Origin of the sequence: Paenibacillus sp. FSL R5-0744, assembly GCF_037972555.1 — a bacterium.
In the GTDB taxonomy this organism is placed as follows: domain Bacteria; phylum Bacillota; class Bacilli; order Paenibacillales; family Paenibacillaceae; genus Paenibacillus_AQ.
Window position 1 is genome coordinate 3,755,381 of sequence record NZ_CP150228.1, and the last position, 19,859, is coordinate 3,775,239.

The window sequence follows — 19,859 nt, forward strand, 5'->3', positions numbered from 1 at the left end:
GGCAAATCGCCCCTAATTTTCATCAAAAAAAAGGAGTGCACTAAAGTATGAGTTATACTTCAGTGCACTCCCTTATTAACCTATTACGGAATCTAATGAATCCTTATTCCGTAATTTCATTATAAATATCAATGTACTGTTGCGCCGATACATTCCAGCTATAATCGCCAGCGAATGCGTTTTTCGTAATCTTTTTCCAATGTTCAGGCTGCTTGTATAATGAGATCGCCCGGCGAAGCGTAAACATCATATCGTGGGCGTTGTAGTTACTGAACGTAAAGCCGTTTCCTTCACCGGATTCTTCATTATAAGCTTGAACAGTGTCATTCAGGCCACCAGTTTCCCGCACAACAGGTATGCTACCATAGCGTAAAGCGAGAAGTTGACTGATCCCGCAAGGTTCAAACTTGGAAGGCATAAGAAAGATATCACTAGCAGCATATATTTTGCGTGAGAGTGCATCATTAAAGAGGATTTGTGAAGATAGCTTTGTCGGATAACGCCAAGCCGCTTCCTTAAACCATCGCTCATAGGACTCATCCCCCGTTCCAAGCAGAACAAATTGAATGTCATCCTTATACAATAGCTCATCCAATACACGCGTAAGCAAATCTAAACCTTTGGAATCCACAAGACGAGTAACCATAGCCACCATCGGAATATTAGCATCCACAGGTAGTCCTAATTCCTCCTGCAAGGCTAATTTGTTCTCCGTTTTCTTCGCCAGATTAGAACGATAACGGGTAGCAAGACTTGTATCTGTTGCAGGATTATAACTTTTTGTATCTATTCCATTCACAATACCGCTCAAAACATCCGCTCGCGCATTCAACAATCCATCCAGTCCGTAACCATAATAAGGTGTTCGAATTTCTTCCGAGTAGGTTGGACTTACTGTGGTGACACGGTCGCTGTATACAATGCCACCTTTTAAGAAATTCACATTCCCGTAATACTCCACGCCTCCAAAATAACTGCTGTCAAGACCCAATAGCTCCCCAAGCACCTCGTAAGGAAACACACCCTGATACAACAGGTTATGTATGGTAAATACACTTCGCATTTCGCTGTAAAATGGATTGTGTCGATAATGACCCTGAAGCAGCATTGGGATTACAGCCGTATGCCAATCATGGCAATGCAAGACGTCCGGCTGAAAATCAATAGCTGGCAGACACTCCAGCACCGCACGATTATAGAACGCGAAGCGTTCCCCATCGTCCATATATCCGTAGATTCCGTCCCGTCCAAAATAATATTCATTGTCGATAAAGTAAACGGGAATACCGTCATAAACCATATGTTCGATCCCGCAGTATTGATTACGCCAACCGATTGGCACATACACTTCTGTTAAATGCTCCATTTTTGAAGTGAACTTTTCTGGAATCCCACGATATTTAGGCAAAATCACTCGTACATCTACCCCGGCACCCTTCAGCGCTTTAGGTAATGCCCCAATGACATCGGCCAGACCACCCGTTTTGATAAATGGATGAGCTTCAGCTGCGGCAAATAAAACTTTCATGATTATTTCCCCCTTTAAAGTGTACGGATTCTCTATTCGTTCTTTAATCTATGACTCATTTGCCTCTTTACTCTTACCCACTCGTGACGTTTTCTTAAACACCAGGAAGCTAAGAGGCGGTAATGTTAGCTCTATACTGTTCACCTGATTATGCCATTCTAACTTTTTGCTCTTCTGAGGCAAATTGTGTATACCCGAACCTCCGAACGCTACATCTTCCGAGCTAAAAAGTTCTTCATAGGTCCCTGGGCGTGGAACCCCTATACGATACTGTTGACGCTGGACAGGTTGAAAATTGATGATAAACAGCAACGTATCTCCAGGCTTCTTGCCTTTACGCAGATATGAAATTACGCTTTGTTCATTGTCATCTGCATCAATCCATTGATAACCCTCTTGGGAATGATCAAGCTCCCACAGGGCTTTCTCCGAGCGATACAGTTTATTAAGTGCAGCAGTGTAAGCTAGCATACCGCGATGGCTGTCATAGTCCAGCAGTAGCCAATCCAGCTGCTCTTGATCCTTCCATTCGATAAATTGACCAAATTCTCCTCCCATGAACAGAAGTTTCTTTCCGGGATGGGATATTTGATAACCAAGCAGTTGTCTAAGTCCTGCGAACTTCTGTTCATAAGAACCGGGCATTTTGTCCAGTAACGACTTCTTGCCATGTACAACCTCGTCATGTGATAAAGGTAATGCATAATTTTCGGCATAAGCATAACATATTGGAAATGTTAATAAATTATGATGATGAGGGCGCCCCCAAAAATCATGTTCTATGTAGCCCAAGGTGTCATTCATCCATCCCATATTCCATTTGTAGTTAAAACCGAGGCCACCTTCATGAGCTGGCGCTGTAACTCCCGGCCAAGCACTAGATTCTTCTGCCATCATTAATGCCTTAGGAAAATACTGAAATATCGCTTTATTCAGGTTCTGAATAAACTTAATGGCTTCTAAATTCTCCAGACCACCATTCACATTACGTCGATATTGATGAGCTTGTTTCTCAAAGTCGAGACGTAGCATACTGGTAACCGCATCTACACGCATCCCGTCAATATGATAATACTCAAACCAAAAGAGTGCATTAGAAATGAGGAACGAAGAAATCTCAGGCTTGCTGAAGTCAAACGATAGGGTTCCCCAGCCTGGTTTTTCCGCTAACATTGGATCTTCATATTCATAAAGTGGCGAGCCATCAAACATTCTTAAACCGTGTGCATCCTTTGCAAAATGGGCCGGAACCCAATCCAGAATGACACCAATTCCAGCTTGATGCAAATGATCGATTAAATACATCAACTCATGGGGTTCACCATATCGGCTCGTAGCCGCAAAATACCCCGTCCCTTGATAGCCCCATGACAAATCGTATGGATGCTCAGCAAGCGGCATAAACTCAACATGGGTATAACCCATTTCCACCAAATAAGGAATTAATAATTCACTCATTTCCTGATAGCTGTAAAATTCCCCGTCTTCTTTCTGACGCCAAGTTCCAAAATGCATCTCATAAATGTTCATCGGTTGATGATATGGTGTTTTACTCTTTCTCCGCCATGTAGCATCTCCCCAACAATAACCACTGAGATCCGTAACAACGGATGCAGTCGCCGGGCGAACCTCAGCTTTGAAGGCAAAAGGATCCGCTTTTAGGAAGCTGGAGCCATCACTGGCAACAATCCTGTATTTGTAAAAAGTTCCCGGCTGTATTCCCGGAAAAAAACGACTCCAAAATCCTGAATCGGGTATCTTATATAACGAGTCCATGTCCTGCGTTCCATCCCAGCCATTATGATCACCAGCTAGTCCTACATATGTCGCATGAGGAGCCCACACGGTAAAGCGCACGCCCGTAACGCCTTCTTCAGCGGCAGTGTGCGCACCCAGCATAGAATAGCTGCGATAATTGGTGCCCTCATGGAACAAATAAATATCAGATGCTGACGGAAGGGTATCGATTGTTGCTTTTTCAGCCAATTCTACACCACCTTTTTTGAATGCTTGTACCTATTACATTACCCGAATATTACCATTTTGAAAATGATTTGATGTGAAAACAAAAGATTTTCTGATAAAGAAATATTAATTGTAATTTTTCTTTTTACACAGCAATATACTTCACCTATGTCGTTTCAAGTGCTTGTCGTGAGTTTATATATCAAGCATTGACAAAATAAATGGGAGGGATAACAAATGAATAACAAAAAAGATTGTATCGCCATGCTCTTGGCAGGAGGGGAAGGCCGCAGATTGGCTCCCTTGACTTCCAGTATGGCTAAGCCTGCAGTCCCTTTCGGTGGACAGTATAAAATTATTGATTTCCCACTAAGTAATTGTGTAAATTCTAAAATTGATACAGTAGGTGTCCTGACGCAATATGAAGCTGAATCCTTACATGAACACATCGGTGAAGGTGAACCTTGGGGCTTACATAGTCAAAAGGATAAAGGTGTCACCCTGCTTCCTTCCGGTGTTGAAGGCAGAGACAGCTATACAGGAACTGCTGATGCAATTTATAAAAACATTGAGTATATCGATAGCCGCAATCCAGAACATGTTCTCATTCTATCCGGTGATCATATTTACCATATGGATTACCGAAAAATGTTGGATTACCATATAGAGAAGGCTGCAAAAGCCACTATCTCCGTAATGGAGGTGCCGTGGGATGAAGCTAGTCGTTTTGGAGTGATGAACGTAAATGATGAACTAAAAATCTCTGAGTTTGCGGAAAAACCAAAAGTACCTAAAAGTAATTTAGCTTCTATGGGTATATATCTGTTTGAGTGGGCTTATCTGAAGGAGCACTTGTTGCGGGATGCAGCTAATCCGAATTCCAGTCATGACTTTGGTAAAGACGTTATACCAACGATGCTTGATCAGAATGATGATTTATTCGCTTACCGCTTCAAAGGATACTGGAGAGATGTAGGTACTGTGGGTAGTCTCTGGGAAGCACATATGGATCTTCTGCAAAAAAACAATGGCATGAAGCTCGACAAAGCTCATTGGCCGATGTATAGCCGGAGTCGCCGGACTAAGCTTGCTGTTCATAAACCACGTGTTCAGATTCCATCAACGGACTCTCTCGTGAATGAATTCTGCACGCAAGAAGGTAGCTTGCAACGTTCTGTAATCTTCAATGGTGTGGAAATTGGAAAAATGAGCCAAATTAAACAAAGCGTTATTATGCCTGGCGTTCGAATCGGACGTGGAGTACAGATCGAAAATGCCATTATTGGCGAAGGTGCCATTATTAAGGATGGTGCTGTCGTCAAGGGAAGTATTAATAATATCGTAGTTGTTGGGCCCAATGAGACCGTAGCTCCTAAGCCAGCGGTTCGAAATCAACCCTCCCGTCTGTTTCAGGATGTTTATGAGAAGACAGGACGTCTACGGGAAGTTCTCCCTTCATAAAACCATTATATATATAAATACTATTTCAAGCAAAAACGCCTTCGGCGTCCCAAATGGACGGTAAGCGTTTATGTGAGAAATATAAAAATAATGTATAGTGTGAAACCTATATATACTTATATTTATAAAAAGGGGCTGTTGTCCTGGTCGAACATGACCAGAGCAACAGCCCCTTCGGTTGTTAGAAGTTAACCTTTATGATTCATGGAGCGCTAACCATTCTCGATCTAAAATACTCATTTCCACACAATCTACATATTGCTCCCTAAACAGCGCTGATTCGCGCTCTACACCCTCCCGCTTAAAGCCCAATGCTTCATAGGTTTTCAGGGCAACGGTGTTGAAAGCAAAAGCTCCCAGAGAAATACGATGCAGATCCAAACTCTCAAATCCGATCCGGAGCATTTCATTCATCATCCTTGTTCCAAAGCCTCTGCCCTGATAATCAGTATCTACTACTACTCTGCCAATACGTGCAGATCGATTCGCCCGGTCAATAGCTGAAAAACTGATGTGTCCCACGACTTGCTGAGTAGCTTCATGCACCGCACAGAAGATAAGGCGATCAGAATTCGCTGGATGATTAGCCCCATCTAAATACTTAGTAAGCTGGTCATCGTCAAGAGGAAAAGTTAGTGAAGGTCCAGCCCATTGCTTCAGATACTCAGGTGAGACACTCCATCGTTTCAGGTGCTCAAAGTCCGATTCAGAAATAAATCTAAGAATCAGACGATCGGAATCAGGTTGTTCCTCAAAATGCTCATACAGGTTCACTAAACGACCATTTCCCATATCGTTGGTACCCATGTAATGAAAACCCATGCTCTGATAATAACGATTGAGTTTAATGTTATGTGCGACGGTATCAAATCTGATTCCTCTGCAGCCAAGTTCTTTGGCACGCACCGCAGCATATTTAAGCATATGCTGACCAAGTCCCTGACTGCGGTGTGAACCCGCTACAGCTAATCTATGCAAATATGCATAAGACTCATCGTTTTTGCTTCCCCAGTATTGAGGATCACTGAATTGTAATGTGAACATTCCAACTACTGCTTCATCTTCTTCAATCGCAAGATAAACATGCCTATCAGTGAAATAGCCTGTGATATCATTCTCGTTAAATTGGCCGGGGGTCCATTGCTTAATCCCATTTCGTTCCATCCAATTTGCTGCTTCCTGCAGCAGCCTCAAGATATCACCAGTCCGATCAGGTTCTCCACGAACGATTCTAATCGAATTCCCCCATACTTCCATTTCCATACCTCCTAGACATCTGATTCAGGTAAGGTAGCTGTTATTTGTGCTACATGATCTGAATTGACTTCAGGCAGCTTCTCAGTAAGTGGCAAGATTACGGTAACTTCAGTTCCACTACCTAGCTCACTTTCCATTTCAAGCTTCCCGTGGTGAAGTTCCACGATTTGTTGTGAGATGGCTAGACCTAAGCCCGTTCCCCCGTTCAACGCATCCACTTGAAAGAAACGGTCTTTCACTCTGGAGATATGTGCTTCACTAATCCCAATCCCACTATCACGAACCATGATAGCAGTCTCTGTAGCCGAAATTCTCTTCGCAGACAATTCTATACTGGACTCCTCATGTGAAAACTTCACGGCATTGTCTACCAGATTCAAGAACACTTGTTTTAGACGATTGGCATCCCCTTTAACATAGATCCCATCTTCACATTCAAGAAGCAAGTGAATCCGTTTTTTCTCTGCCTTAGCCCAAATATTAAGTATAGTCTCCTGAAGTAACACTTTCACGTCAACAATCCCAATGGACAGCTTCATTTGGTTTTGCTGCAGCTTTGAAAAGTCTAGAATCTCCTCTACTAGACCAATCAAGCGTTCGCTTTCTTTGGAAATGATGCTGACTCCAAGCTTCGTCTCCTCCGGATCATAGCCACCAGAGACCAAGGTTTCACTCCAGCCCTTGATACTAGTAAGGGGTGTCCGAAGCTCATGTGAAATGGACGAGATGAAATCATCCTTAATCTGATTACTGCGCACAATTTCCTGAGCCATATAATTCAGCGTTGAAGCCAAATCACCAATCTCAAATTTGTAATTCCCCTTAATCCGCACATTAAATCTACCCTTAGCCATTTGGGCTGATACCGCCGTAATGTTATTGAGCGGCTTTACGATTGAATTGGCAAGTCCGAAGCTGAACACGATAACTACAGCCATAACAGCTGCACCTATACCAATTGACAGTAACGTAAGATTAAGCAAATCGTTGTTGATACCCTCAAGTGAAGTAAGATATCTAAGAATATACGTATCACGTCCGTGAACCTGCAGCATCTTGGACACAGCCATAACACTCTCGTTAGTACCACTCTGGCGTCCTACCCAGCGGCCAATGCTGCCCCCTACCGCTTCAGGGACGTCACTAGTTGTAATCGTACGATCAGGCTGAAAACCGGTCGAACTGGTAATCATGTCACCATTCATGGTCAATACTTCTAGCTCTGTATTGGGCAGCTCAAATCTATCCAGCAGTACTTGCAGCTGATTCGAGTTGTTATCGCCATCTAGCTCGTATTTATGAAAAAACGACTCTGCCGTGGTAATGTGATTTTTCATCTTGCTATATACACTGTCATAATAATACGTTCTGATGGCAAGCAGGAAGATAACTTCTACGAGGAGAAGCGCCAAAAAAACTACAAGAATGTAGTGTAGAACAATTTGTCTGCGCATCCCCTTCTTAATCATTGTACTTGGCCTTTCCATCTATATCCGTGTCCCCATACCGTTTGCAAAAATTCTGGCTCTGACGGATTATTCTCTATTTTTTGACGCAGACGACGAATATTCACATCCACAATTTTGGGATCACCCATATACTCCTTGCCCCACACATGATCCAGCAGAAGATCGCGGCTGAGCGGTGTATTTTCTTTTTCGAGGAAGAATTGAATCAACGAAAATTCCGTTGGTGTCAGTTCAATCGCTTCATTATCACGTTTAAAATGTTTGGAAATAAGATCCAAGGTAAATGGCCCTGAAACGAATGAAACTTTCGCTGACTGTTCACGATGAACGTTCACTCGGCGCAGCAAAGATTGAATTCGAGCAATCAGTTCTGTCGGGCTGAATGGCTTGCTAACATGGTCATCCGCTCCTACAGACAATGCATACACTTTATCTTGCTCTTGAACCTTGGCTGTCAGAAAAATAATACCCAAACGCTCATTGGTTTCTCTGACCCGTCTACATACTTCAAATCCATCAATACCCGGAACCATTACATCCAACAGAGCGATATCAATATCAGGGATCGTGGTTAACTTGTGAAGAGCTTCATGCCCATCCGCAGCCTCTATCACTTCGAACCCATTACGCTTCAAGTTAATGACAATAAAACTACGAATGGACTCCTCATCTTCCAGTATCAGTACTTTACTCATCTATTCCCTTCCTTTCTATAGGGGAAGCAATTTTATTGCTTCCTTCCTTTGTTGTACTTTGTTCTAACTTACCGCGGTAGGCGATAACCTTGTCTGCATCACGTGCAAGCAAATCCCAACCGTCATTTTTTACGCGATCCCATTCTGAAGGAGAAAAGAAGGAAACCTCCGCAACCGTCTCACCGGTATCTGACATGATAAACTTAAGGTTCTTATCCAGAACCGATTTCGTATCAACTGTCACCTTTCCATGCCATTCCGGAGAAAAATTAATATTGAATCGATCCGATGGATCATGATATAGCTGGGTTGCGAAGGTCAGACCTTCTTTCCCATCCCATTTATAATAGGAGGTAAAGTATGGAATTTCAGCTGGATCGAAATACTCCCATCCTTTAGGCGCCTCAAGCAATCCAATTTCAATAATGCCATCATGATCAATATCTTCACTTGCAATCCGACGATCTTTATAAGTCCGCGCATCGCCTGGTAATACCACACGCAGCTTGTTATTCTCCATAACGACAATAGAGGTATAGGCAGATTGGGAATCCACCGCAGCATCCAATACGATTCCTTCTTTATTCTCTGAGATTTTTCCTGCAACAATATTGTAATAATTATTAAAATAAGGATCGATATTATCAAGCTTATCGAGTACCTTAAAGCCATCATTGTACTGATAGACCGAAATGGTTGCAAATTCATTTCTTTTAAAGTAAACAACGGTTATGTCTTCAATTCCATCCCCATTAAGATCATCAATCATATATTTTGTATAAGGATGTGAAAGTACTTCTTCTAATGTTCCGCTGGAATAGCTATAGACGACAAGACCCTTTTCTTCACCTTGTGAATAGCCGGTAACAATTTCAAGCTTCCCATCACCCGTCATATCCTTCAAATCAACCGACTCCAGCACAGACCCGTCGCCATCGAATACAAGTTTTTTGACCCATGTGTCGCCCTGTTTCTCCAGTATCATCCCGTGAATCTGTACGGCTTCACCTGGAGTCCTATAGAACACTAGCGTCTCCATAACTCCATCCTTATTGAGATCCTCAGTAAAGATGGTACTATCATCGTCATTGGTCGGACGAATCAACGTGGAACCTGCTGGCTTAAGTGAATTAATAGCAGCCATAAGTGTTGCTTTGTCAGCAGACAATTGTGGGGATTTCATCTTAGAAACAGGATCACTGATGAAAGTACAACCCGACAGTACGGATAACGTCAGCGTTGCGGCTACAAAGCACCTAAGACTTCTCATATTCAACTTCATCACTCTTTTCCTTATCCGTGTCCTATATTTAAAGATTTGCACGTTCTTGGAACGTTAATCTACGCCCCTTTATATCATGCTTAATTCTGCCATCTTCTAGTACCCATAGACGCGTAGCAAAACGTTCCGCTAATTCAATCGGTAATACCGTTACAACCGTAAGACCGGTTTCTTTACACAGCTTTCGCAATGTTTCCAATACACTCTCCGCGGATTTAGGATCTAATCCCGTAACCGGTTCATCCGCTAAAATCACTTTAGCACCGTGAGTCAACGCTCTAGCAATCGCTACACGCTGCCTTTCTCCGCCACTAAGTTGACTTGTCTTCATCTTCGCCTTATCCAGGAGGCCAAGGGCGTCCAGTTCATCCATTGCACCCATATAATCATCTGAACGTACCATCCCAGTGACCATTCGCCATAACGGCGTTTGTGAAGACTGGCCGATCAGTACATTTTTCAATGCAGTACGGTTAGGATTGAGCTCTGCATTCTGCTCCAGGTATGCCCACTCGCGGCGGATTTTTCTTTTACCTGTAAAGGCACTCGCCATTATATCTGTACCGTCCACTCTAAAATTCCCTCTATCCCACTTCTCACGCAGCGCTAAACAGCGCAGTAAAGTGGTCTTACCGCTACCGCTAGCTCCAAGTATTGCTACGAACTCACCCGGTTCTAATTGAAACCCTATATCCTGTAGAACTGGATTCTTATCTTCCCCAACTGCCTTGGCTAAGTGTTCAACTGTGATCATAGTTCAGCCTCTCCCTGTCTTTATCTATAATCTATAGTGTACTCTGAAAGCCAGATGAATTTCCATGCGAGCACTCGTTCTTATCTTACCTCAAATTTTTTGCCGTGGCGAGAAAAATAACCCAAGCAATCCGAAGGCGATATATAAAGCGCCCATCAAGCCGAAAATCCCCCCGCCCCAGCCGACTTGCATGAGCAAACCGCCGATCCCTGGACCTATAATACTGCCTATACTAAAATGAAAAGAAGCAACCACATTTGCAGCAGGCAGTAAATGTCGTGGTAAAATGTCCGCAGCCAGACTAAGCCCTAACGAGAAAAAGGAGCCTACAAGTCCACCAGCAATCATCAACAGCACCATAGTCACTTTGAAATGGTCACCTGCTAATGGCAGTAATGCGAAGGCAATCCCGCCTCCAATCCCAGTAAGAATCAATACCTTCTTTCGACCAAAACGGTCGCTCCACAGTCCTAGCGGGAATTGTAACAACAGTCCTCCAATGCCCGCAAAAGGCAATAAGGCTGCAATTTGATCCGTGCTGTATCCGATCCGGAGGCCATACACTGGAAAATTACTGTTTAAGCTTGCTTCCATGAAACCGTATAGGAGTGCAGGAATTAAAGCAAACCACGCTAGACTGTAACAACGTCCAAACCGGCGTACCTGACTTTCTCCACTCTCAACTTTATCTGGACGTGAATCCGGAAGCATTGTAACGGCTAGTATTAGGACCAGCAAAAAAAGAAAAGCTAGAACAATAAAGGGTGTTGCCTGACCAAAGCGCAGCAGACTAATTCCAAGTGGCCCCAAGCTAAAGCCCAGACCATAGGACATCCCATACAGGGAAAGATTTCGTCCACGATGCTCGGCAGGTGTCATTAGCAGCACCCATAGCTGGGCGGCATAATTGATAGCTGCATCACCAACACCTACAAGTAGACGTAACACAAACCATATTTTGATTCCAGGAAAAAAGGGGAATAAAAGCAAGCTTACTAAGACTAAGCTTATCCCGCCAGCAATCAATTTTTTGAATCCAATCGCTCCGAGAACTCTTTCAGCAATCAAGGTCATTCCGAATGATCCTATGTATAAAGCAGCTGCATTAAGTCCATTAAGCGAAGAGGAAACTCCTTTCTGCTCCAATAGAATGGATAATACGGGAAGCAGCATTCCTTGGCTGAGTCCAGCCGCTATAGTAGCGGTAATAAGAATCATGAAATTCATTTTGCTGTTACTTCGAATAGATAATTTTGGCCGGTCTGACACAGATGATATCCCCCTATGATTAATAACGCTAATTTGTTCTAACGCCAATTGGCAAACACCGAACATTATAGTGGACAACCCTCTTCAAAACAAGAGATAATATGAAGATGTTACGGATTTCCTGGGGGTGCATGAGACATGGAGTACGAATTAAAGATCGACGTATCGCCGGTTTATGAACTGCTGGACAGTTTTATGTTATATGTAACTAGAAAATGGATCTCCAATTTGGACATTGGTCCCCACTGGATAAGTGATGTGGAAGATCGCATTTCTCCTCATAAGGTAACAGCTTTAATGCAAGCCGCCGAGTGGCCTTTTACGGATTATGATGTGCTATATGCCTGGGTTTACATTCGAGGACCCGCAACTTCAGTGCAGCATTTCTTAGATGATCTGGATTCAGCCTCCATAGAAGAATGTTATCAGCAAATCGCTCCGCTCATTCAGGAGTTTACGATTGAAGATGCTTTTCGGATTCGGAGCAGCTATAGTCCACTCTTGCGTCTCTGGTACGAGCAATACTTCCGCCATGTGGAGCACAAAATATTACCGCTATTAATTGAAGATGCTTCTGAGAAAAAAATGCTTGAAAGCAAAATGGACCCCATTTCTCTAATTGAATACGCATCTGGCGGTGTAGTTTTCGAGGAGATCACGGATCTAAAGACGATTGTATTACTACCAACTGTTCATAATCGTCCGATTAACACCTACTGCTTCTACAAAACCATGGTGATCGTACAATACCCTGTAGATGTACCTTTAGAAGACGAAAATGAACCACCTATGGTGCTTTTGCGCATGACCAAGGCACTTTCCGACCCCACCAGACTTCGATTGCTTCGCTATGTTGCACATGAACCCAAGTCGTTGTGGGAGATGCAATCAGATCTTAATCAATCCAGAGAAATGCTGATGCATCACCTTATGATTCTACGAGTAGCCGGCCTACTCCGCATCCATCTTAGAGGTGAACAAGATGAACGTTTCAGTATTCGCCCTGACGGCGCATCAGAGCTGCAAATGTTCCTAGAGTCTTATATTTATCTATAGAACACTATACAGATACAGATCCAAGGAGTGAGAGATATGAAATACATGACACAACAGGTGATTTTCGATCTAGATGATACACTGGTCCACTGCAACAAATATTTCGATCTGATTTTAGGGCAATATTTTGAGCTAATGACTGATTGGTTTAACGAATTTGGCCCGAGCACCAGTGACCTACGCGACAAACAAATAGAAATTGACGTGCACACGGTCAACACAAGTGGTCTTGCCAGCGATAATTTCCCTAAATCCCTAATCGCTACCTACCGCTATTTCTGCGCAAAATATAATCGTCCGACGGACCGTTTTCAAGAACAACAGTTACACAAGCTTGGACTAAGCGTCTATGATCAAGAAATCGAAGCTTACCCTGGCATGGTTGAAACGCTGGATACTCTGAAGCAGGATGGTCACCATTTATTCCTGTACACAGGTGGAGACGATACGATCCAACAACGTAAAATTGAGCAAATGAAGCTAGATGCTTACTTTGATGACCGGATCTATATTCGTCAACATAAAAATGTTGAGGCACTTGAAAATATTTTGACTACGCAAGGCTTTGACCGCAAACGCACCTGGATGATTGGTAACTCTTTACGTACAGATGTACTTCCGGCAGTAACCGCAGGCATTAACAGTATCTATCTGAAGCAACAGAATGAATGGAGCTATAACCTTATTGAATTGGAGCAAGAAATGCAACAAGCAGTGAAGACCATTTCCTCCATCCATGAGGTGCCTCCTGTTATTCGTACTGCTACCCTGCAGAAACTCTAGGTGCAAAGTAACCTCAGACATTGTTACAAATGACATATCTACTCTACCTCTGGGATGATTATACTATTTTTGTATAATTCCTAAATGAGGTAGGAGATGAGATATGAACAAGAAAGTGAAGTCCAACCATTCTCGAACTAACAAACAAATGCTTCCCATGCTCTTAGGTATAGTTGTTATAATCCTTGTCGCTGTTATTGTCTTCATTCTAAATGACAAGACGGACAGTACAGAGGGTTTACCGAACTACACTGATGTGAAGGGGAGCATTGTTGTTGATGGGCTGAAATATGAAAAGCAACCTCATCTTGGTAGTCCTGATGCCAAAATCAAAGTCATCGAATTTGCAGATTTCAAATGTCCTGCCTGCAAAAACTGGACGGAGAAATATCTGGATACGTTTGTTAAGGACTACGTGGATACCGGAAAAGTTGAGCTTTTCTTCATGAACTTTGCCTTTCTGGATCGAGATTCCTATCTTGCTGCAAGTGCAGGTGAAGCCATTTATAGGCAAAGCAACGAGAAGTTCTGGGAATTTCTCCATAAGCTGTACGCCAATCAAGGCGATGAGAGCAAAATATGGGCCACACAGAAGTTCATTCTAAATTTCGTCAAAGATAACATAGAAGGTATTGATTACGCTCAATTCGAAACAGATCTCAAGAATCATACCTATATGTTCGACGTCAAAGAAGACTTCAAGATCGCGGGATCGTACGGGGTTAATGGTACACCTAAATTTATGGTAAACGGCACCCTGCTTCCTGACTCCTCCTATGAAGGGTTAACTGCAGCGGTTGAAGCGCAGCTGGCTAAATCCGCTGAATAATTATAAGGCATGATTAAAAAGGTGTCTCTGCCATGTATCCATCATGGCTAGAGACACCTTTTTACCGTACACGAATTCTTTCCGTTCGACTATGATTCAATTGCTAATTGGCCCGTATCCATATTTTGAAGCACTAGCTTGCCTTCCAGAGGTGTACCGTCTTCGCTGGTAAGCTTTAGCTTGCCAGTCCGACCTTTCTCAATCAACGCCTTCACTTGTGCATCCGTGAGTGTACGACCTTGATTCTCTTTCCAAATCACGAATTTACAGCCTTCCTTGTAATGAGAGCAGCCGTAGCCTTTTTTACCCATAAAAATCATTCCACCGCAGCCGGGACGCGGACAGTTTCCGATGACCTTAGGTCCTGAATTGGCAGATTCCTCTTCACTACTTGCCTTGCGCTTTCGCGGCGCCGCAGGTTTGTCGGTGGTTTTACGAGATGTACTTCCAGCACTTCGCCCTTTAGCACTTGTATTGACAGAAGGCGTCTCCCCTTCAAAAGAGGTTTTGGACGCCCGGGATTGTACTCGTACTTTGTCTACGATCATGCAGGCGAATCTTTTTACATTCTCCATAAACTGCCCGTCCGACGCCGTTCCTCTCGATATTTCGTTCAAACGACGTTCCCATTGTCCGGTCATTTCTGGAGAAGTCAACAGCTCAATACCCGCTCCACGAATCAGCTCAATGGCTGTTCGTCCTTTTTGTGTGATGGCAATTTTTTTGCCCTGCATTTCGATGTATCCGACATTCTTCAGCCGTTCTATCGTTGCTGCACGGGTAGCCGGAGTTCCAAGCCCTGAATCCTTCATAGCATCGCGAAGCTCTTCATCCTCAATCTGCTTTCCGGCACTTTCCATCGCTCGAAGCAGCGTACCTTCTGTGTAATGCTTGGGTGGCTGAGTATCTTTCTCTTTAACAATAGCCTCACTACAAACCACTTCTTCTGCCGGAGCAATAGAAAATGGTTCGTTCACTTCGACCTCTTCGTCCTCTTCGTCATCCTTGTTCTTACCCTTGGAAGTCTTCGCTTTATCCTTCTTCTGGTCCGCGTAAATGACCTTCCAGCCGAGGCTTAATAATTCCTTGACTGTGGTTTTGAACTTTTCCTCTTCTACCTCGGTCATCACCGTATGCACTTTATACTCCGCTGCCGGATAGAACTGAGACAAAAAACGCCGCACAATCAAATCATACAGCTTTCCTTCATCTGCACTAAGTCCTGATGCTTTACGATATGTAGGCAAAATCGCGTGGTGATCCTCAACCTTCGAGGGGTTGCAGATGAATTTATTCCCTTTATGAACGAGATTGCGATTCGCACCCTTCACCCACTCATCATAAGCCGTCCCTTGCAGCGCGGATAACGTCTTATGCATCTCAGGAATATTCTGTTCTGTAACATAGTTGGAGTTCGTCCGCGGATAGGAGATCACCTTATGCTTTTCATATAACGCTTGAGCAATATCAAGCGTCTTTTTTGCGGAAAAAGCGTACTTTCCATTCGCCTCACGCTGCAGCAGCGTCAAATCGTACAGCTTATTTGGATACTCTTTTGTTTCCTTAACCTCGTAAGACTCAATCCGGCCCGGTTTTCCTTTGACCTTGGCAGCCAGCGCCTCCGCCTTATCCCCGTCAGTCAGCCGATCCCCCTGCCACATGCCTTTATAGGTCATTTCATTCTGAGTAAAATGTCCCTCCACCTCAAAAAACTTTAGGGAAGAGAACGCCTCAATCGTCTTCTGACGGTCGTAAATCAGCGCGAGTACGGGAGTTTGAACCCTACCCACGGACAGCAGCACATTATGCTTTGTAGTAAAAGCACGTGATCCGTTCATGCCGATGAGCCAATCCGCTTCACTGCGAGCTTTTGCTGCTTTCGTTAGATTCTCGTACTCCGATCCATCCTTCAGCTCCTGGAATCCTTTGCGAATGGTCTCTGGCGTCAGATCCGAGATCCACAACCGCTTCACAGGATGCTCCAGCTTCAAATGTCGTTGAATGAGTGAAAAGATATGCTGCCCTTCTCGCCCGGCATCGCATGAATTCACTAGAAGATCGCTACGTTTCGCAAGATCTCCAATTACCTTGAGCTGGTCGATTGTCCGCGCATTAGGAACCAGTTTGAACTGGTCTGGAATAATGGGCAGATCATTAATATTCCACTTTTTGTATTTAACATCATAAGCATCCGGCTCGGCCAAACCGATTAGATGCCCTATTGCCCAAGTAATAATGTACTGCTCCCCTTCAAGATAGGAACGGTAATTTTTGGCCTTCGGTTCTATTGCGGCGGCGATATTCCGCCCCATATCCGGTTTCTCCGCAATAATGAGTGTCTTCAAAAACAATCGCTCCTTACCTTTTCGTTCTTAAGTCCAAAATGCGTCCAGTATTCTATTATACCATTAACCTCGGTTTTTTTTAATGGATTGGTTAGTAGGCCTAGGTAAAATTCAGACTTCCCTTTGTCTTTTCTATGAATTAGAATAGTTTGGTAAACGAGGTTTATATATCGGAGGAATCAAAACGTGTCTGAAAATCACAAATTTACAGAACCTTATAAGGACAAAAACGGTCACTATTTAAAAGCAGAATGTGAGAGCTGCTTCGGTTTGTGCTGTTCCGCACTACCTTTTTCAGCTTCAGTGGATTTTGCTATGGATAAAGCAGCTGGCCAGCCGTGCCATAACCTTCAATCAGACTTTCGCTGTGGTGTACATACAGATTTAAGAGCGCTTGGATTTCGTGGTTGTACTGTATATGACTGTTTTGGGGCTGGGCAAAAGCTTTCTCAGGTTACTTATACCGGTGAGGACTGGCGGAAGAATCCAAAAACTGCAAAGCAAATGTTCGAGGTATTTACGGTCATGTGGCATTTGCACGAATTGCTATGGTACTTAAATGAATCATTGAACTTAGATATAACCCATTCAATACATGTTGAGCTGCAAACAGCACTCGATGAGACGGAACAACTCACTTTACTTAACCCTGATTCTCTACAGAAGGTGAATGTTGACGCTCATCGAGCAAAGATTAATCTGTTACTGCTGCAAGTCAGTGAACTTGTGCGTACTGAGGCTCGTCGTAAACTAAAAAAAGCATCGAGAACTTTCAGCCGTGGTGCTGACCTTGTCGGCGCAAATCTTAAAAATGCAGATCTCAGGGGCGCCAACCTGAGGGGAGCCTATTTGATTGCCGCTGACCTTAAAGGCGCTAATCTTAGAGGTGCAGATCTTATTGGTGCAGATTTCCGTGACACAGACCTTAGGGGCGCTGATCTATCAGAGAGCATTTTTCTAACTCAGGGTCAGATTAATGCGGCAATAGGTGATGATCTCACAAAGTTACCGCCACCACTTTCCCGCCCTGAACAATGGCTTTCAGTTTGAGTTTTAGAAGTTTAATTCCGCTGCGAAAAGAATTCTTGGATACGAGAAACTGCTTCTAACTTTTCTAAGACTTCTTTACCCGCAGCGGAGGCTCTTTCTAGATACTCCACCCTACCTTGTGCAGCCTCCTTACCGACTACTAGCGTTACGGGTATACCAATCAAACTTGAATCCTTAAATTTAACGCCAGCACGTTCATCCCTATCATCTAGCAGCGTCTCAAAACCGAGCTTAGTAAGTTGATTATAAAGCTCCTCTGCAACTTCCAGTTGCTCCGAGTCCTTTATGGACATCATCAAAATATGAACCTGATAAGGTGCTAATGCAACTGGCCACATTATTCCTTGATCATCATGATTCTGTTCTACAATTGCGGACAATAGTCGCGAGATTCCAATTCCGTAACAACCCATGATCATAGGCTGACTTTTGCCTGAACGATCTAAAAAGGAAGCTCCAAGCTTCTCACTGTATTTGGTACCTAATTTAAAGACATGTCCGATTTCAATGCCTTGATGAAAATGAAGAACGCCATCCTCGCAATGTGGACAAGCTTCTCCTTCCGCTACATTGCGAAAATCCCCCACATGCTCAAGCCCAAAATCTCTACCAGGTACAACATTACGGAAGTGATAATCTTTTTCTCCTGCTCCCGTCGTACCTTCCGTCATCTCAGCAACTGCGGCATCAACTAGTACAGTTAATTGAGGTCCCACAGGCCCCACAAACCCACTCTCTACACCCGTTAAGGTTTTCACAGCTTCATAGTCAGCAAGCCTGATCTCCATTGCTCCGATATATTTACTCACTTTTATCTCATTAACTTCATGATCTCCTCGAACCACTACAGCAAAGAATTGTCCGCTACCTTCGTAGATCAATGTTTTCATAATCTGCTCTGGCTGGATCTCCAACTCCTGCTCTAATTGATCAATTGTACGTAAATTTGGAGTATGGAATTTCTCTATCGCTGGTACTTCGAAATTCATTTCCTTCTTAACAGGACGCACAGCTTCTGCCTGCTCCAGATTGGCTGCGTAATCGCAAGAGGAACATACCGCAATCGTATCTTCCCCGATATCAGCCAGTGCCATAAATTCATGGCTGCCCCCTTCTCCGCCAATTGCACCAGAATCTGCATGAACAGCTCTGAACTTCAATCCACATCGCTTAAATATCCGGTGATAAGCAGCGAACATTTGGTGGTATGATTTATCAAGTCCTTCAGAGCTTATGTCAAAAGAGTACGCATCCTTCATCAAAAACTCTCTTCCTCTTAGCAATCCGGAACGTGGTCGCCGTTCATCTCGAAACTTAGTCTGAATTTGATACACGGTAACAGGAAGCTTACGATAGGAGCTGATCTCATTCCGCACAAGTGTAGTTACTACTTCTTCATGCGTTGGACCGAGAATGAATTCCCGCTCATGACGATCCTTAAAAGTCATCAACTCCTTACCATAAACATCATAACGTTCTGATTCCTTCCAAAGTTCCGCAGGCTGCATGGATGGCATTAAAATCTCCTGCGTTCCGGAATGATCCATCTCTTCTCTCACAATCGCTTCTATCTTTCGCAGAACCCGCCGTCCAAGTGGTAAATAGGTATATACTCCAGCAGCTAATTGACGGATATACCCCGCACGCAGCAGTAGCTGATGACTGTTTGTCTCCGCTTCCGAAGGCACCTCACGCAGTGTTGTTAATAATAAATTGCTTTGTCGCATCTTAAATACCCTCCTCAGAAATTATCTCTCTAAATGCAAAAAGACACATTCGTCAGGGACGAATGTGTCGTGATACCACCCTTATTTAACTGCCAGCTCAACATACAATCTATTCTGATTTGGCAATCCTCAAATCGGATAACGGTCGATTCCGGTAGCGGGTTAGTAGATACTATCGCTACAGCTACCAAGGCAGGATACCACTCACACGTGTTTGAGGAACCTTTCACCCGGTGGGTTCCCTCTCTGTTCTAACGCTTCTTGAATCGTAGATCCTTGGTCAATGCTTTTATCATGTGAATAATGTATTTAATTTATATGATACTGATATCTACGTCAAGCATCGCTTTATTTAAAAAACCGTTTCTCCAGCAGGTAAACTGCTTTTG

Annotated in this window: 15 protein-coding genes; 5 read left to right on the forward strand and 10 right to left on the reverse strand. The window is 43.6% G+C overall.

Translation table 11 applies throughout. The features are described 5' to 3' along the window. Positions 1-103: 103 nt before the first annotated feature. Together glgA and glgB are read right to left on the reverse strand one after the other, a co-directional pair. The gene (gene glgA, locus MKY19_RS16435; RefSeq protein WP_339265044.1) at positions 104-1,528 is read right to left on the reverse strand and encodes a glycogen synthase GlgA; all 1,425 of its coding nucleotides are present in this window, start codon (positions 1,526-1,528) and stop codon (positions 104-106) included. Between the two features lie 48 nt (positions 1,529-1,576). Further along, on the reverse strand, positions 1,577-3,514 hold the full coding sequence (gene glgB, locus MKY19_RS16440; RefSeq protein ID WP_339796123.1) for a 1,4-alpha-glucan branching protein GlgB: 1,938 nt from the start codon (positions 3,512-3,514) through the stop codon (positions 1,577-1,579). 216 nt (positions 3,515-3,730) lie between these two features. Between glgB and MKY19_RS16445 the strand changes: the two genes are divergently transcribed. Beyond that, a complete protein-coding gene (locus tag MKY19_RS16445; protein ID WP_339796125.1) occupies positions 3,731-4,954 on the forward strand; it encodes a glucose-1-phosphate adenylyltransferase in 1,224 nt (407 codons plus the stop codon). Positions 4,955-5,149: 195 nt separating this feature from the next. On the opposite strand, the gene MKY19_RS16450 is transcribed toward MKY19_RS16445, so the two are convergent. The 6 genes from MKY19_RS16450 to MKY19_RS16475 form a co-directional block, all read right to left on the reverse strand. Beyond that, positions 5,150-6,211: a GNAT family N-acetyltransferase gene (locus MKY19_RS16450; protein WP_339796127.1), complete on the reverse strand. Its 1,062-nt coding sequence runs from the start codon at positions 6,209-6,211 to the stop codon at positions 5,150-5,152. A gap of 11 nt (positions 6,212-6,222) precedes the next feature. Further along, complete coding sequence (locus MKY19_RS16455; protein ID WP_042188776.1) at positions 6,223-7,680, reverse strand: HAMP domain-containing sensor histidine kinase; 1,458 nt, start codon at positions 7,678-7,680, stop codon at positions 6,223-6,225. Next, a complete protein-coding gene (locus MKY19_RS16460) occupies positions 7,677-8,375 on the reverse strand; it encodes a response regulator transcription factor (RefSeq protein WP_042128265.1) in 699 nt (232 codons plus the stop codon). The genes MKY19_RS16455 and MKY19_RS16460 overlap by 4 nt, the downstream gene beginning before the upstream one ends. Continuing rightward, entirely contained in the window at positions 8,368-9,645 is a 1,278-nt protein-coding gene (locus tag MKY19_RS16465) for a hypothetical protein (protein ID WP_042194029.1), read from the reverse strand. The genes MKY19_RS16460 and MKY19_RS16465 overlap by 8 nt, the downstream gene beginning before the upstream one ends. 40 nt (positions 9,646-9,685) lie before the next feature. Continuing rightward, entirely contained in the window at positions 9,686-10,411 is a 726-nt protein-coding gene (locus MKY19_RS16470; RefSeq protein ID WP_076283562.1) for an ATP-binding cassette domain-containing protein, read from the reverse strand. A 90-nt stretch (positions 10,412-10,501) separates the two neighbouring features. Continuing rightward, on the reverse strand, positions 10,502-11,656 hold the full coding sequence (locus MKY19_RS16475; RefSeq protein ID WP_076283781.1) for an MFS transporter: 1,155 nt from the start codon (positions 11,654-11,656) through the stop codon (positions 10,502-10,504). A 162-nt stretch (positions 11,657-11,818) separates the two neighbouring features. Here MKY19_RS16475 and MKY19_RS16480 point away from each other — a divergent pair, with 162 nt between their 5' ends. The 3 genes from MKY19_RS16480 to MKY19_RS16490 all read left to right on the forward strand — a co-directional run bounded on the left by MKY19_RS16480 (position 11,819) and on the right by MKY19_RS16490 (position 14,348). After that, on the forward strand, positions 11,819-12,736 hold the full coding sequence (locus tag MKY19_RS16480; RefSeq protein WP_076283561.1) for a helix-turn-helix domain-containing protein: 918 nt from the start codon (positions 11,819-11,821) through the stop codon (positions 12,734-12,736). A 36-nt stretch (positions 12,737-12,772) separates the two neighbouring features. Beyond that, the gene (locus MKY19_RS16485) at positions 12,773-13,519 is read left to right on the forward strand and encodes an HAD hydrolase-like protein (RefSeq protein WP_076283560.1); all 747 of its coding nucleotides are present in this window, start codon (positions 12,773-12,775) and stop codon (positions 13,517-13,519) included. A gap of 103 nt (positions 13,520-13,622) precedes the next feature. Beyond that, entirely contained in the window at positions 13,623-14,348 is a 726-nt protein-coding gene (locus tag MKY19_RS16490) for a thioredoxin domain-containing protein (RefSeq protein ID WP_339796133.1), read from the forward strand. Between the two features lie 89 nt (positions 14,349-14,437). Here MKY19_RS16490 and MKY19_RS16495 read toward each other — a convergent pair whose 3' ends face one another. Next, positions 14,438-16,693: a DNA topoisomerase 3 gene (locus MKY19_RS16495; protein WP_339796135.1), complete on the reverse strand. Its 2,256-nt coding sequence runs from the start codon at positions 16,691-16,693 to the stop codon at positions 14,438-14,440. 186 nt (positions 16,694-16,879) lie between these two features. Here MKY19_RS16495 and MKY19_RS16500 point away from each other — a divergent pair, with 186 nt between their 5' ends. Continuing rightward, on the forward strand, positions 16,880-17,743 hold the full coding sequence (locus MKY19_RS16500) for a pentapeptide repeat-containing protein (protein ID WP_339265056.1): 864 nt from the start codon (positions 16,880-16,882) through the stop codon (positions 17,741-17,743). Positions 17,744-17,754: 11 nt separating this feature from the next. Here the strand turns inward: MKY19_RS16500 and MKY19_RS16505 are convergent, their stop codons facing one another. Continuing rightward, entirely contained in the window at positions 17,755-19,470 is a 1,716-nt protein-coding gene (locus tag MKY19_RS16505; RefSeq protein WP_339796138.1) for a proline--tRNA ligase, read from the reverse strand. Positions 19,471-19,859 lie beyond the last annotated feature (389 nt).